Origin of the sequence: Brevundimonas intermedia (genome assembly GCF_027922165.1) — a bacterium.
Taxonomy (GTDB): domain Bacteria; phylum Pseudomonadota; class Alphaproteobacteria; order Caulobacterales; family Caulobacteraceae; genus Brevundimonas; species Brevundimonas intermedia.
In genome coordinates this window covers 18,883-33,932 of sequence record NZ_BSFD01000001.1, presented here as the reverse complement: position 1 = coordinate 33,932, position 15,050 = coordinate 18,883, and the positions used below count along the sequence as shown (strand labels likewise).

Annotated in this window: 12 protein-coding genes; 10 read left to right on the top strand and 2 right to left on the bottom strand. The window is 67.8% G+C overall.

Going from position 1 to position 15,050, the window contains the following annotated elements; all coding sequences use genetic code 11:
• Window positions 1–88: 88 nt before the first annotated feature.
• Complete coding sequence (locus tag PKE72_RS00135) at window positions 89–238, top strand: hypothetical protein (protein ID WP_271163449.1); 150 nt, start codon at window positions 89–91, stop codon at window positions 236–238.
• A gap of 12 nt (window positions 239–250) precedes the next feature.
• On the opposite strand, the gene PKE72_RS00130 is transcribed toward PKE72_RS00135, so the two are convergent.
• Both PKE72_RS00130 and PKE72_RS00125 read right to left on the bottom strand, forming a co-directional pair.
• On the bottom strand, window positions 251–1,837 hold the full coding sequence (locus PKE72_RS00130) for a lytic transglycosylase domain-containing protein (RefSeq protein ID WP_271163448.1): 1,587 nt from the start codon (window positions 1,835–1,837) through the stop codon (window positions 251–253).
• 209 nt (window positions 1,838–2,046) lie between these two features.
• Window positions 2,047–2,844, bottom strand: coding sequence for a uracil-DNA glycosylase (locus PKE72_RS00125; protein WP_271163447.1), 798 nt, complete (start codon window positions 2,842–2,844; stop codon window positions 2,047–2,049).
• Window positions 2,845–3,039: 195 nt separating this feature from the next.
• Between PKE72_RS00125 and PKE72_RS00120 the strand changes: the two genes are divergently transcribed.
• The 9 genes from PKE72_RS00120 to PKE72_RS00080 all read left to right on the top strand — a co-directional run bounded on the left by PKE72_RS00120 (window position 3,040) and on the right by PKE72_RS00080 (window position 15,031).
• Window positions 3,040–4,695 carry an electron transfer flavoprotein-ubiquinone oxidoreductase gene (locus tag PKE72_RS00120; protein ID WP_271163896.1) on the top strand — a complete coding sequence of 552 codons (1,656 nt, stop codon included), beginning with the start codon at window positions 3,040–3,042 and terminating at the stop codon, window positions 4,693–4,695.
• 204 nt (window positions 4,696–4,899) lie between these two features.
• Window positions 4,900–6,807: a tetratricopeptide repeat protein gene (locus PKE72_RS00115; RefSeq protein WP_271163446.1), complete on the top strand. Its 1,908-nt coding sequence runs from the start codon at window positions 4,900–4,902 to the stop codon at window positions 6,805–6,807.
• Window positions 6,808–6,822: 15 nt separating this feature from the next.
• Window positions 6,823–7,695 carry a 4-(cytidine 5'-diphospho)-2-C-methyl-D-erythritol kinase gene (locus PKE72_RS00110; protein WP_271163445.1) on the top strand — a complete coding sequence of 291 codons (873 nt, stop codon included), beginning with the start codon at window positions 6,823–6,825 and terminating at the stop codon, window positions 7,693–7,695.
• A gap of 85 nt (window positions 7,696–7,780) precedes the next feature.
• A complete protein-coding gene (locus tag PKE72_RS00105) occupies window positions 7,781–8,674 on the top strand; it encodes a glycine--tRNA ligase subunit alpha (protein ID WP_271163444.1) in 894 nt (297 codons plus the stop codon).
• Window positions 8,671–9,084 (top strand): hypothetical protein, encoded by a 414-nt coding sequence (locus PKE72_RS00100; RefSeq protein ID WP_271163443.1) that lies wholly within the window; start codon window positions 8,671–8,673, stop codon window positions 9,082–9,084. Before PKE72_RS00105 ends, PKE72_RS00100 begins: the two co-directional genes overlap by 4 nt.
• Window positions 9,084–11,171: a glycine--tRNA ligase subunit beta gene (gene glyS, locus PKE72_RS00095; protein WP_271163442.1), complete on the top strand. Its 2,088-nt coding sequence runs from the start codon at window positions 9,084–9,086 to the stop codon at window positions 11,169–11,171. The genes PKE72_RS00100 and glyS overlap by 1 nt, the downstream gene beginning before the upstream one ends.
• 227 nt (window positions 11,172–11,398) lie before the next feature.
• Window positions 11,399–13,453, top strand: a complete 2,055-nt coding sequence (locus tag PKE72_RS00090; protein WP_271163441.1) for a capsule polysaccharide biogenesis protein — start codon at window positions 11,399–11,401, stop codon at window positions 13,451–13,453.
• A 28-nt stretch (window positions 13,454–13,481) separates the two neighbouring features.
• A complete protein-coding gene (locus PKE72_RS00085) occupies window positions 13,482–14,633 on the top strand; it encodes a beta-ketoacyl-ACP synthase III (RefSeq protein ID WP_271163440.1) in 1,152 nt (383 codons plus the stop codon).
• 137 nt (window positions 14,634–14,770) lie between these two features.
• A complete protein-coding gene (locus tag PKE72_RS00080) occupies window positions 14,771–15,031 on the top strand; it encodes a hypothetical protein (RefSeq protein ID WP_271163439.1) in 261 nt (86 codons plus the stop codon).
• The last annotated feature ends 19 nt before the right edge of the window (window positions 15,032–15,050 follow it).

Below are 15,050 nucleotides of genomic sequence, written 5' to 3'. Positions count from 1 at the left end.
GAAACCAGTCCCGCGCACCCTGTATTAAGCTGACGGCGTTATCCGTGGATCACACACGGAACCGACTGTTCCGCCGGGAGGAAGACCAATGCGGGCTCCGGCCATCGAGACCACCCAGGGCGAAAAAGCCCGGGCTCAGGTTGTCGCAACGCGACTGATCAATCCGGTCACGGGCTACGCCCTGGCCGCCGTCGTCAGCGCGGCCTTCTGGGCGATGCTGCTCACGGCCATCTTCTAGGCCTTCCGGGCCTTAACGACCGCCCGCCACCCTGGGCTCCTGGGCGACCAGGATCGGCTCGGCCGGCGGCGCGGGCGGAACATAGTCCAGCGACACCGGCACCAGCTTCGCGCCGGAAGCCACGGCGTCCAGGGTGTTCAGCGGCCCGCCGAACATACGCTGGTAGATCCAGTAGCCGGCGACGACCTTTTCCACATAGTCGCGCGCCTGGGGCACGTCGATCGTCTCGATCAGCAAAAGGGGATCGGCGTCCGGTCCCAGCTTGCGCACCGCCGTCAGCATCGGCCCCGGCCCGGCGTTGTACGAGGCCACGGCCCGCAGCAGGTCGCCCTGGAAGGCCGGCAGCTGCAGCATCCGATTGATATAGGCTTGGCCCAGCCGCATGTTGGTGGCTGGAACCAGCAGCTTGGACGGATCCGTGACGAAGGTCCGGTCCCCGGTCATCTCGGCCGCTGTGGTCGGCATGACCTGCATCATCCCATAGGCGCCGGCGCTGGAGCGGGCGTCGGGGTTGAAGTCGGTCTCCTTGCGCGCCAGGGCGTAGACCAGGGCCTTCTCGATGACGAAGCCGCCCTCCGGCTCGAGCACCGGCATGGGGAAGCGTGTCGCGTCGATCCGCGCCGCATCGCCGCCGTTCCCCGACATCATCACGCGGGCCAGCGCCGTCCACATCCGCGCCGCGTCGCCTGCGGCGGTGCGCAGGCCCGAGCGCAGTTCGTTTTCGCCCTCGGAGCGGCGCCCCACCTCATAATAGGCGACGGTGCGTTTGGCCCGGGCGTCGCTGCGGACGAAGGCCTCCAGCTCATTGGCCTCGACGCCCGCGCCCTGGGGCGAATAGACGGCGCGTTGCAGGCGGGGCGCGGCCTGATAGGGGCGGGGCCCCAGGTTTTCGATCACCGGCTCCTCGCCCAGCTGACGCAGGGCGATCTGACCGTAGAAGGTCGCCGGCCATTGGCCCGACAGGCGCAGATAGTCTTCCACCCGGTCCTGCCGGCCTGACTGGGCGGCGGCGCGCGCGGTCCAGAATGCGGCGCCGGCGCGCACCCAGGGGTCCTCGGTCGGGTCATTGGCGACCCGTTCGAAGGCGGTGAAGGATTCGTGGAACTGCCCCAGACGCCATTCCGCCAGCCCGACCGTCCACCAGTCCCCGATCTCGCGCCCCAGGGCCGAGGCCCCGGTCAGGTCGTCGTTGTTATAGGCGATGCGCGCCGCCTTCATCGGATCGACGGCGGGTTCGCCCGAGACGGCGGAGACGACGCTGTTCCAGGTCCGGCCCAGGAGGCCGCCGGGCTTGACCGGCTCAGGCGCGCCGTCCGGGCGGCGGCGCAGGGCCAGTGCGTAGACGCGGCCGGCGCAGGGCAGGTCGGAATAGGTCTCCAGCCAGGCCGTCAGTTCCTCATAGGTGGCGACGTGGTCGGGATGGAACAGGCTTTCGAACTCGACCTGACCCAGCAGAACCCGATCCTGGGCCTGGCGGGCCGACGCGCGGGCCGCCTCGATATCGCCTCGCCGCAGGGCGTCGAAGGCAGTGGTGTAGGACAGGCGGTCAGCCGAGCTAAGGGCCGTGGGGCGGGCGGAACCGGAAGCGGCGCCGGACATTCCCTCAAAAGGCGTTTCCGCCATCGCCGAACCGGCGGCGGCCCAGCCTGAAGCTGCAAGTGCAAAAATCAGCGTCGAGGCGACACTCGCCCGGCGGAACATATTCATACGCGGCGGCCCCGTTGGCGTCGCCCTGCCCGTTCTCGTCAGGCGGGGATCGTGTGGCGTTGGTCGTCAAACGACCAGCATGCCTTAAACCGGCGGTAACCTCAACCTGCGCCGTCCAGCCGCGCGGAAAGGGCCAGCAGATCGGCCCAGACCTGCCGTTTGGCCTGGGGCTGTCGCAGCAGGAAGGCGGGATGAAGGGTCGGCAGGGCGGGGGCGGACAGGCCGCCCTCCGCGAGCCGCCATTCGCGCCACTGGCCGCGCAGCTTCATGATCCCGTCTTCGGTTTGCAGCACAGCCTTGGCCGAGGCCGCCCCCAGCAATAGGACCGCCTTGGGCTGAAGCAGGGCGAAGGTCCGCTCAACGAAGGGGGCGCAGACGGCCTGTTCCTGCGGCGTCGGCGTGCGGTTGCCGGGCGGGCGCCAGAAGACGGTGTTGGTGATGAAGACCTTGTCGGTCAGGCCCGCCGCCGCCAGCATCCGGTCCAGCAGCTTGCCGGCCGTGCCGACGAAGGGCTGGCCGGTCCGGTCCTCGTCCGCGCCGGGGCCTTCGCCGATCACCAGCACCTGGGCGTTCGGATCACCGCGCCCGAACACCGACTGGGTCGCGCCCATGCCGCGCAGGGAACAGCCCTCGAACGCCGCCACCGCGGCCGCCAGATCCTGCAGCGTCGCGGCGCCTGCGGCCAGACGACGCGCCTCGGCGACGGCTTCTTCGGGAGTATATCCGCCGATGGGAGCGACCACCGATGCGGTGGCCTTTTGTACCGCCTTCAGGGCCGGGGGCGGGGCCAGATGGGTGTGATCGACCGGCGCATCGCCATAGCAGGCGTCTACCCCCGCATCCCGCCAGAAGGCGAGCAGGCTTTCGACTGCAGCGATGTCATGGGGTTGCGCGTTCATGTCTAAGGTACCGATAGGCCTTGACCGCCCTCGCGTCACCTTCCGATAAGCGTCATAACCACACGAACAAGCTGGATTTCAGGGGAAGACATGGCCGAAGAAGCCATCGAGGGCGGTGCAGAGAACGCCCGCCAGGAAGCGATCATCGACAATCTGCCGCCGCTGGAGGCCCTGGCCGGCGTCGAGCGCGAGGTGATGGAGTATGACGTCGTCATCGTCGGCGGCGGCCCCGCCGGCCTGTCGGCCGCCATCCGCCTGAAGCAGCGGGCGGAAAAGGACGGCAAGGAAATCACCGTCGCGGTGCTGGAAAAAGGCGCCGAGGTCGGCGGCCATATCCTGTCGGGCGCCGTGATCGATCCCAAGGCGCTGAACGAACTCTTCCCCGATTGGAAGGATCGCAGCGCCCCGCTGGAGACCCCGGTCACCAAGGACAAATTCCTGCTGCTGGGCCCGCAGGGCGAGGCGTCTTTGCCCATGCCGCTGCTGCCGCCCTTCATGCACAACCATGGCTGCTACATCGCCTCGCTCGGCAATGTCTCGCGCTGGCTGGGTGAACAGGCCGAGGCCCTGGGCGTCGAGGTCTATCCCGGCATGGCCGCCAGCCACGTCGTCTGGGAAGAAGAGACGGGCCGGGTCAAGGGCGTCGTCGCCGGCGTCTTCGGCATCGACCGCGAGGGCAAGCCGACTGACGACTTCCAGCCGGGCATCGAACTGCACGGCAAATATGTCTTCATCGCCGAGGGCGTGCGCGGCTCCCTGGCCAAGACCATCATCGCCAAGCACAAGCTCCAGGACGGCAAGTCGCCCCAGAAATACGGCATCGGCCTGAAGGAGCTGTGGCAGGTGCCCGCCGAACAGCATCAGCCGGGCCTGGCCCAGCACACCACCGGCTGGCCTCTCGACGAGCACACCGGCGGCGGCAGCTTCATGTATCATTTCGGCGACCGCTACGTGGCCATCGGCTATGTCGTGCACCTGAACTACAAGAACCCCTTCCTGTCGCCGTTCGACGAGTTCCAGCGCTTCAAGCACCACCCCTCCGTCGCCCCGCATCTGGAAGGCGGCACGCGCATCTCCTACGGCGCGCGGGCCATCACCGAGGGCGGGTTGCAGTCGATTCCGAAGCTCAGCTTCCCCGGCGGCGTCCTGATCGGCTGCTCGGCCGGCTTTGTGAATGTGCCCCGCATCAAGGGCACCCATAACGCGATGAAGACCGGCATGCTGGCCGCCGACGCCGCCTATGACGCGGTTCAGGCCGGACGCGGCGGGGACGAACTGGTCGAATACCAGACCGCCTTGGAAAAGAGCTGGGTCTACAAGGAGCTGTCGGTCGTCCGGAACGCCAAGCCCCTGTTGTCCAAGTTCGGCACCACCCTGGGCGGGGCGCTGGGCATGGTCGATATGTGGTGCCGGACCTTGCTGGGCGGCTGGTCGCCGATCCCGACGCTGCAACACGACAAGACCGACGCCGCCTCAACCGGCCTGGCCTGCGACTATCAGCCGATCGTCTACCCCAAGCCGGACGGGAAATTGTCGTTCGACAAGCTGTCGTCGGTGTTCATCTCCAACACCAACCACGCCGAGGACCAGCCGGCCCACCTGAAACTGCTGGACCCGTCCAAGCCGATCCAGGTCAACCTGCCCAAATACGGCGAACCGGCGCGGCTGTATTGCCCGGCGGGCGTCTACGAGGTCGTCTATGCGGACGAGGTCGCCAAGACCGATCCGCGCTTCGTCATCAACGCTCAGAACTGCGTCCACTGCAAAACCTGCGACATCAAGGATCCGTCGCAGAACATCGTCTGGACCACGCCCGAGGGCGGCGGCGGCCCGAACTATCCGAACATGTGACGCAACGCATCTAACCCGCTCATCCCGGCGAAAGCCGGGACCCAGATCTTTGGGCGCAAGGCGGTCGAGGTTGAGGGTCGGTGGTCATCCGACGCGCCGGGGATGCAAAAGCACTGGGTCCCGGCTTTCGCCGGGATGAGCGGAGTTGGCAAAGCAACCATCCGCCCTCTTGCGGGGGCGGGTGAAAGCGTGAAGGGTCGCGGCATGATCGCCTCCCGTTCGCGCCTGTTCGCCGCCTCTCTCACCGTTCTCGCTCTGGCCATGGCCCATGGGGTCGCGGCGCAGGAAACGGGGCCGGCTTCGGCGCCCGTCAATCCGTCCGACGCCCATCCGCCCGCCATCATTCTCGCGCCGGGCCAGACGCCTGAAGCCACGCCCGCCGAGGACGAACCGGAAGACGGCGCGCCGCAAACCGATGCGCCCAACGGCGACCCGGCCATCGACGTCGCGGCCGATGAAGAACCGGCCGCGCCGCCCATTCCCGAAATCTGGTCGCCAATCCCGACCGACGCCCAGGGCCGCAGCGCCTATGGCCTGTATCTGGCCGGGAAACTGGCCCTGATGACGGGCGAGGGAGAGAAGGGCGCCGATTGGCTGTCGCAAGCCAACGCCCTGACCCCGGAACAGCCGCGCGTGCGCGAACAGGCCTTCACCTCGGCCCTGCTCAGCGGCGATCTGGACGTCGCGGCGCGCCTTGCCCCGACCGCCGACGCCTCGCCAGCCTTTACCGAGGGCGGCCGGCTGATCTCGGCTATTCAAACCTTTGTCCACGGCGACCCCCGCGCGGCCAACGCCGCCCTGGCCGCCCGGCCCATCGCCGCCCCCCACAGCCGCGCCGGTCTGATGGTCGCGCCCTGGATCGCGGCCGCCGCCGGCGACTGGACCCGCGCCCTGGCCGCCCCTCCGACCCAGGGCGACGCCCTGACCCTGGCCTTCGCTCGCCAGAACCGCGCCCTGCTGCTGGAGAAGCGCCGCGACTATGCCGAGGCCGAAACCGAGTTGAAGGCCCTGTCCGACATGCCGACTATCGGCGCCCTGTTCCACCGCGCCTATGGCGAGTTCCTGGAGCGACGCGGCAAGCGGGACGAGGCCCTGGCTGTCTATATTGCCGCTGTTCAGGGTCAGGCGGTCGATCTGGCCACCACCCGCGCCCTGGTGAGGGCGCGCTCCGGCGGGCGTCCCCCCGCTGCGCCGGACTTCCGCCAGGGCGCGGCCCAGGCCCTGACCACCGCCGCCGCCCAGGCCGTGGCGGAGCGCGGCAACGAGTTCGCGGTGGTCTATCTGCGTCTCGCGCTGAACCTTCACGAGGATTCCGCCACCCAGATCCAGCTGGCCCAGGTGCTGGACCGGGTCGGGCTGAAGGCGGCGGCCCGCACGGCCTTGTCGCGTGTCGGGCCGGAAGACCCGGTCCTCTACGCCAACGCCCGCGCCCAGCTGGCCCTCAATCTGGCAGAGGACGAACAACTCGACGCCGCCTTGACCGAACTGCGCGCCGCCGCTGCGGCCCAGCCGAACGACCCGCGCATCGCCCTGGTCATGGCCGGCCAGCTGCTGCAACTGGAACAGCATCAGGAAGCGCTCGACCTGCTGAACGGCCCGCTGCTGAACACGGCGAACCAGGGCGCCCAGATCCACTTCCTGCGCGGCGTGGCCCTGGAATCCCTGAACCGCATCCCCGAGGCGGAGGCCGAGCTATGGGCCGCGCATCAGGCGGATCCGAACAACGCCGACACCCTGAACTACCTCGGCTATCTATGGGTGGACCGGGGGCTGCGCGTCGATCAGGGCGCGGGTCTGCTGGCCCAGGCCCACGCCGCCGATCCCGAGAACGGCAATATCCAGGACTCGCTGGGCTGGGCCCAGTTCAAACAGGGCTATTTCGACACCGCCGTCGTCACCCTGGAGGAGGCGGTCGAAAAAGAACCCGCCAACGCCGAAATCAACGACCACCTGGGCGACGCCTATTGGCAGGTAGGCCGCCGCCGCGAGGCGGTCTGGCTGTGGAACCGCGTCCTGAGCCTGGACCCGGAGCCCGAGCGCAAGTCCGAGGTCGAGCGCAAGATCGCCAACGGCCTGGACGACGCCACGCCCGCGACCGGCGTGTCGCAATAGGCCGCAGTTCGTCCGATGTCCGCGCTTTCGGCCCTGGCTCCAGCCAAGATCAATCTGTTCCTGCACGTCGGCCCGTTGGACGCCGACGGCTATCACCCGCTGTCCAGCCTGGTCGCCTTCGCCGATGTCAGCGACCGGGTGACGGTCGAGCCGGCGGAGCGGATGTCCCTGACCGTGACCGGCCCGTTCGGCGCGGGCCTGGCGGCTGAGCCTGACAATCTGATTCTGCGCGCCCTTCGCGCCTTGGGCGAAGCGACAGGAACCGCCGAACCGCCGCTGAAGGTCACGCTGGACAAGCGCCTGCCCATCGCCGCTGGCCTGGGCGGGGGCTCGTCCGACGCCGGCGCCGCGCTGAAGCTGGCGCGTCAGGTTCTGGCGCTGGACATCGACGATGCGGCCCTGGAGGCGGTGGCGGGGGTGATCGGCGCCGACGGCCCCATGTGCCTGCGGATGCGCACCGCCTGGGCCGAGGGCCGGGGCGATGTCCTGACCGACGAACCGCGCCTGCCGCCGCTGTGGGCCGTGCTGTTCAATCCGGGCGTGCCTTCACCCACCGGCGCCGTCTACCGCGCCTATGACGCCGGGCCGCTCCGCGCCGCCGACCGGCCTGCGCCCCCCGCTGACTGGAGCCCTGCGGCCGTCATCGACTGGCTGGCGGGCCTGCGCAACGATCTTCAGCCGCCCGCCGAGGCCCTGACCCCCGCCATAGCCGACGCAGTGCAGGCCGTGGCGGCCACGCCCGGCGTGGCCCTGGCGCGGATGTCCGGCTCGGGCGCCACCGTCTTCGGCCTGTGCCGGTCCAGCGAAGACGCCGCCGCCGCCGCCGCCGCCCTGGCCGCCGCCCATCCCGCCGCCTGGATCGCCGCGACCCGCCTCGCCGCCGCCTGAGCCATAAATCCCCAGCGCGTGTTGAAGCGCGCGGCGCCGGGCCCTATGGTCCGCCGTCCTTTTTCCAGCCCCTCCCGAGCCCGATTTGACCACCTCGACCGAGCCGCTCGCCTTCCAGGATCTGATCCTGACCCTGCACCGCTATTGGGGCGAGCAGGGCTGCGCCATTCTTCAGCCCTACGACATCGAGGTCGGGGCCGGCACGCTCCACCCCGCCACCGTCCTGCGCGCGCTCGGCACCAAGCCGTGGAAGGCCGCCTATGTCCAGCCCAGCCGCCGCCCCGGTGATGGCCGCTATGGAGAAAACCCGAACCGCCTCCAACACTATTACCAATACCAGGTCATCCTGAAACCGAACCCGGACAATCTTCAGGAGCTGTACCTGGGGTCGCTGGCGGCGATCGGGATCGATCCGAAGCTGCACGATATCCGCTTCGTCGAGGACGACTGGGAGAACCCGACCGTGGGGGCCTGGGGCCTGGGTTGGGAGGTCTGGTGCGACGGGATGGAGGTGACGCAGTTCACCTATTTCCAGGGCGTCGGCGGCATCGAGGTGGACGTGGTCTCCGGCGAGCTGACCTACGGGCTGGAGCGTCTGGCCATGTATGTCCAGGGCGTGGACAACGTCTATGACCTCAAGTTCACCAAGGAGGGCCTGACCTATGGCGAGGTCTTCCTGGAGAACGAACGCCAGCAGTCGGAAGCCAACTTCCACGGCTATGACGTGGACGGTCTGAAGCGCCGGTTTGAGGACATGGTGGCCGAGGTCTCGCGCCTTCTGGCCATGACTGGACCCCAGGGCCAGCCCCTGGTCCTGCCGGCCTATGACCAGGTGCTGAAGGCCAGCCACCTGTTCAACCTGATGGACGCCCGCGGCGCCATCGCCGTCGCCGAACGCCAAAGCTACATCGGCCGCATCCGCGAACTCTGCAAAGCCTGCGCCCTGGCCTATGTCGAGCGGGAACGGGCCGAGGCATGAGGGATGAGACCGTCATCTCTCTGGCTGACCGCCGCCCAAAGCTGATCAAGCCGGTCGGCGGTGGAGCGGTCGTAGCCAATGACGCGCTGTATATCCCCATGACCAAGGTCGCTTTGCAGGAAGTGCAGTGGGCGTTTCAGACGACTTTCGAACTGGACGGCGAGAAGGACTGCCCCTTGCAAGGCTCGTTTCTCGCGGTTCCGCTAGAAGACGATGAGCCCCTTGGTCATGTGTTTGAGCACGAACATGGCGTCAGTGCTCAGTTCGTGATCGGCCAGCAGTTCGCAGATATAATCAGCGGCGCGGCGCTCAGCCCTGTGCCCTTTGAAATTTTGGTCGGTTTCCATGCCGACGAGACAGGTGTGGTGCGCGACCTCAACCTGTCGATCCAACGCAGACAAGCTGACTGATGCCCCAACTCCTCCTCGAAATCTTCTCCGAAGAAATCCCCGCCCGCATGCAGCAGGGCGCCGCGCGCGACCTGGAGCGCATGGTCTCCGACCGGCTGAAGGCCGCAGGCCTGACCTGGGACGCCCTGACCACCTACGCCGGTCCGCGCCGTCTGACCCTGGTCATCGACGGCCTGCCCGCCGCCACGCCCGACCGTGAGGAAGAGGTCAAGGGGCCGCGCGCCTCGGCCCCGGAACAGGCGCTGGACGGTTTCCTGCGCAAGACCGGCCTGACCCGCGATCAACTGACCGAGCGCGACGGCGTCCTGTTCGCCGTCCTGTCGTCCAAGGGCAGGGCGACCACGGATCTGGTCGCCGAGACGGTGGACCAGGTCATCCGCACCTTCCCCTGGCCCAAGTCGATGCGCTGGGGGTCCGGCACATTGCGCTGGGTCCGCCCGATCAAGCGCATCCTGTGCCTGTTCGACGGCAAGGTCGTGCCGTTCGAGATCGACGGCATCCCGTCCGACGCGATCACCGAGGGCCACCGTTTCCTCGGCTCGGGCCAACTTCTGAAGGTCAGCGACTTCGTCGACTACCGCACCCAACTGGAGCGGGAGTTCGTCCTGCTGGACGTGGCCGACCGCAAGCTGCGCATTCTGGAACAGGCCAAGGCCGCCTGCGCCGCGCGCGGCCTGAGCCTGGTCGATGACGATGGTCTGCTGGACGAGGTGGCGGGCCTGGCCGAATGGCCGACCCCGATCCTGGGCGACATGGACCCGCAGTTCCTGGCCCTGCCGCCGGAAGTCGTGCGTCTGTCGATGAAGGTGCACCAGAAATATTTCGCCGTTCGTGACCCGGCGAAAGAAGGCCTGGCCCCCAACTTCCTGGTCGTCGCCAATGTCGAGGCCACCGACGGCGGCAAGGCCCTGGCCGCCGGCAACAGCCGCGTCCTGTCCGCCCGCCTGAACGACGCCCGGTTCTTCTGGGACGAGGACCAGAAGGTCGGCTTCGACGCCTGGAACGCCAAACTGTCCGGCGTCACCTTCCACGCCAAACTGGGCACATTGGCCGAGCGCGTCGAGCGCATCGAGCGGCAGGCCCGTACTCTTGGCCGGCAGCTCAATATCTCTCCTGCGCTTTCTGGAGAGGCGGCAAAACTCTCAAAAGCTGACTTGGCGTCGAGTATGGTGGGTGAGTTTCCTGAGTTGCAGGGCACCATGGGGGGCTACTACGCACGTCTGGCAGGTTACGATGATGCGGTTGCTGACGCGATCCGCGACCACTACAAGCCGCTTGGGCCGAATGACTCGTTGCCCGTGGGCGGTGTTTCGACAGTAGTTGCATTGGCCGACAAGCTCGACATGCTTATGTCGTTCTTGGCTATTGGAGAAAAACCAACCGGATCTAGGGATCCGTACGCGCTTCGTCGTGCAGCTCTTGGGGTTATCCGGATCATACTTGAGCGAGACGCCTTCTTGTCTCTTAAGTCGATCACCGATGTTTGGCCAGGACCTAACCTTCTAGCCTATCAGAAGGCTTGGGAGCTTTCTCGGGATGACGATTACAGCGATATTAAGCTCTTAGATGAACTCGTTGATTTCATCAGAGACCGCCTGACCGTCCTCCTCCGCGACCGGGGCCAGCGCCACGACCTCGTCGCCGCCGTCTTCGCCCTGGGCGACGACGACCTCGTCCGCATCGTGCGTCGGGTGGAGGCGCTGGCCGCCTTCCTCGCCACCGACGACGGGGCCAATCTGCTGGCCGGCTACAAGCGCGCCTCCAACATCCTGCGCGCCGAGGAGAAGAAGGGTCCCGTTCCGACCGGCATGGTCCAGACCGGCCTGCCGAACCAGCCCGAGCCCGAGACCGTTCTGGCCTTCGCCGTCGGCGCCGCCCGCACCGCCGTCGAAACCGCGCTCGAGACCGAGGACTTCGCCGCCGCCATGACCGCCCTGGCTGGGCTGCGCGCCCCGGTGGACCGATTCTTCGAGGACGTGCTGGTCAACTCCGACGTGGCTGAGGAACGCGACAACCGGCTGAAGCTGCTGGGCCAGGTGCGGGATGTGATGGGCCAGGTGGCGGACTTCGGTCAGATCGCGGGGTAGAAAAGAGCCCCTCCGTCTCGCCGCTGCGCGTCGATCCACCTCCCCACTGCGTGGGGAGGAGACAGATGTCCGTCGCGTCTCCTCCCCGCTTTGCGGGGAGGGGGACCGCCGCGCCGCTTTGCGCGGTGGTGGAGGGGCTCTTAGCCGCGAACTCGGTCTTGAGCGCTCAGGTCTAGCCCGCCGCCCCCAACCGCCCTAAACCTCGCGCTCACTCCGTCGGACCCGCCTTGACCCCAGTTTCGGACATCGCCGCCAAAACTCCCGCCTGGGTCTGCGCGCCCGGCGTGCTGAAGGTCCCCTTCCTCGACGTCTTCCTGAACGACTACGACCTGCGCCGCCTGCCGGGCGCCGAGGTCCAGGCCGTGCTGGGCTGGGGCATGAAGCCGACGGCCGCCGCCGGTCGTCGTTGGGCGGAAGCGAACAACCGGCCCTATGTGGCGCTGGAAGACGGCTTCCTCCGTTCGGTTGGGATAGGGGAGGCGGGGGCCGCCAGTCTCAGCCTGATCGTCGATGACCTCGGCGTCTATTACGACGCCACCCGGCCCAGCCGGCTCGAACACCTGATCCAGACCGCCTGCACCTGGTGCGACGCCACAACGACCGCTCGCGCCCGCGCCCTGATCGACAGGATCGTCGCTTCGGGCGTGTCCAAGACCAATATGGGCGGGCCGCTGGACCTCGGCCTGCTGCGGCCCGGCCGCCGCGTCCTGATCGTGGACCAGACCTTCGGCGACGCCTCCATCGGCTACGGTCTGGCGACGCAAGACAGTTTCGACGCCATGGTGGCCGCCGCCCGGCGCGACGAACCCGACGCCCAGCTGATCGTCAAACGCCACCCCGCCGTGGCGGCGGGCAAGAAGCGGGGCTGCGTCACCGACCTGGCCGGCGTCACCCTGGTGGACGCCGACGTGCGGCCGGCCGACCTGCTGGAGGCAGTGGACGCCGTCTATTGCGTCACCTCGGCCCTGGGGTTCGAGGCCCTGTTGCGCGGCCTGCCGGTGCGCTGTTTCGGAGCGCCCTTCTATTCCGGCTGGGGTCTGACGACCGACGCCGTGGACACGGGCCGACGCGGCGTCGCCCGCACGGTGGAACAGCTCGCCGCCGCCGCCCTGATCGCCTACAGCCGCTATGTCGATCCCGTCACCGGCGAACGGTGCGAGGCCGAACAGGCGCTGGAGCGGTTGATCGCCCTGCGTGACCGCGCCGACCGTCTGGCGGGGCCCTGGTCCGCCGTCGGCTTCGCCCCGGCCAAACGCCCGCCGGTGCGCCGCTTGCTGAACTCGCCCAAGGCGCGGATGCGCTATTTCATGTCGCCGTCCCGCGCCGCCGCCCATGCCGCCGCCACGAACGGCCGGCTGATCTGGTGGGCGGGCAAGGAGAGCGAGGCCGTGCGCCAGGCCGCCGCCGACTTTAGCGGCCCGACCGTCCGTATGGAGGACGGCTTCATCCGCTCGCGCGGCCTGGGGTCCGACTTCGTCGGCGCCCTGTCGGTCGCCCTGGACGACCAGGGCGTCTATTATGACCCGTCGCGCCCGTCGCGGCTGGAGACCCTGATCGAGACGACGGACGCGACGCCGGAACAGCTGGCCCGCGCCGCCGCCCTGCGGACCCGCATCGTCGAGGCGGGCCTATCGAAATATAATCTGAAGGGCCAGGCGCCGGCCGACTGGCCTGCGGATCGCGAAGTGCTGCTGGTCGTCGGCCAGGTCGAGAATGACAAGTCGATCCTGCTGGGCTGCGAACCCGATCTGGCCACCAACTCCGCCCTGGTCGAGGCGGCGCGGGCCGATCATCCAGACGCCTTCCTGGTCTATCGCAACCACCCCGACGTCCTGGCCGGCAACCGGCCGGGCCGACTGGAGGCCTCGGCCCTGTCCGCCGTCGACGCCGTGGCGGACGGGCTGGACATCGTCGACTGTCTGAACGCCTGCGCGCGGGTGGCGACCCTGACCTCCTTGACCGGGTTCGAGGCCCTGATGCGGGGCAAGACGGTGTCGGTCTATGGCCGGCCCTTCTACGCCGGCTGGGGCCTGACCGACGACCGGCTGGGGTTTGCGCGCCGCAGCCGCCGCGCGACCGTCGATCATCTGATCCTGGCCGCCCTGATCCATTATCCCCTCTATGTCACCCCGACCGGCTGGCCCTGCGAGGCCGAGGATCTGGTCCAAGCCCTGATCGCCGCCCGCGACCAGCCGCCGCCCAAGGCCCCGCGCGGCCAGATCCAACGCTGGGCCGCCGGGATCATCGCCAGTCTCGACCGCAGGCCGCCGCCGTCCTATTGAAGGCGTTCGCAAAGGAAACTGTCTACCCGTGCAACACGCCGTTATTGCCGCAACCGGCCTCTTCACCCCCGAACAATCGGTCTCCAACGCCGAGCTGGTCGACAGCTACAACGCCTGGGCCGACGGCTGGAACGCCCGCCACGCGGCCCAGATCGAGGCCGGGGAACTGGAGGCCAAGCCCCATTCCTCGCCCGAGTTCATCGAAAAGGCCTCGGGCATCAAACAGCGGTTCGTGCTGGACAAGGCCGGGGTGATCGACCCCGAACGCATGGCCCCCAACCTGCCGGAACGCAGCAATGACGAGCTGTCGATCCTGGCCGAGATGGCGGTCAAGGCCGCGCGTCAGGCCATCGAGGCCTGGGGCAAGCCGGTCAGCGAGATCGGCGCCGTCCTGTGCGCCGCCTCCAATATGCAACGCCCCTATCCGGCCATGGCCATCGAGGTGCAGCAGGCCCTGGGGATCGAGGGCTTCGCCTTCGACATGAATGTGGCGTGCAGCTCGGCCACCTTCGGCATCAAGACGGCGGCGGACTTCATCGCCGGCGGTTCGGTCAAGGCCGTGCTGATGGTCAACCCCGAGGTCTGTTCGGCCCACCTGAACTTCACCGACCGCGACAGCCATTTCATCTTCGGCGACGTGGCCACCGCGGTGATCGTGGAGTCGTCAGAGACGGCCGGACCGGGCGGCTGGGATGTGCTGGGCTCGCGGCTGAAGACGGTTTTCTCCAACAATATCCGCAACAATTTCGGCTTCCTGAACCGCAACGCCCGCGACACCGACCATCTGGATTCGCCGGTCGCCGACGACAGCGTCCAGAACGACAAGCTGTTCATCCAGCAGGGCCGCAAGGTCTTCCGCGACGTGGTGCCGATGGTCTCGGACATGATCGTCGACCACGCCGGCGAACTGGGCCTTGATCCGCACGAATTGAAGCGGTTGTGGCTGCACCAGGCCAACATCAACATGAACACGATGATCGGCAAGAAGGTGCTGGGCCGCGAACCGACGTCGGACGAGAACGTCATCATCCTGGACGACTATGCCAACACCTCTTCGGCCGGCTCGATCATCGCCTTCCACCTGCACAACGACGGCTTCGCCCCCGGCGAGACCGGCCTGATCTGCAGCTTCGGCGCGGGGTACTCGGCCGGGACCGTGTTCGTGCGCAAACGCGGGTAGAATTCGGAGAACCAAAAAGTTTGACCGCCGTTACGTCAGGTTAATCCTGATCTGGGAAGATAATTGCTCAGGCCACGCTTGAATCCCCCTGCGGATTTTGCGAGGCCTTTGATTGTCGAGAACAGGGGAGTTCCCAGATGGCTCAGACGACACCGAAGACGGTGCTGGAAAGCCTGGCCCAGGATATCGCCGCCGTGCTCAAGAGCATGGGCGGTTCGGCCCATCAGAATCTGGTCGTGGACTGCGTCGCGGCCCTCAAGCGTCAGCGCGGCGAGGCGGTCAACACGCCGGACCTGCGTCAGAAGATCATCGAGACCTTTGAACAGTACCGCGACTGGTTCGTGCGTCCGTTCGGCGAAGGCTCGCAACGCTGGGCCCTGGCCGGCGACCTTGCCTAACTCAAAAGCAGAGGGCGCG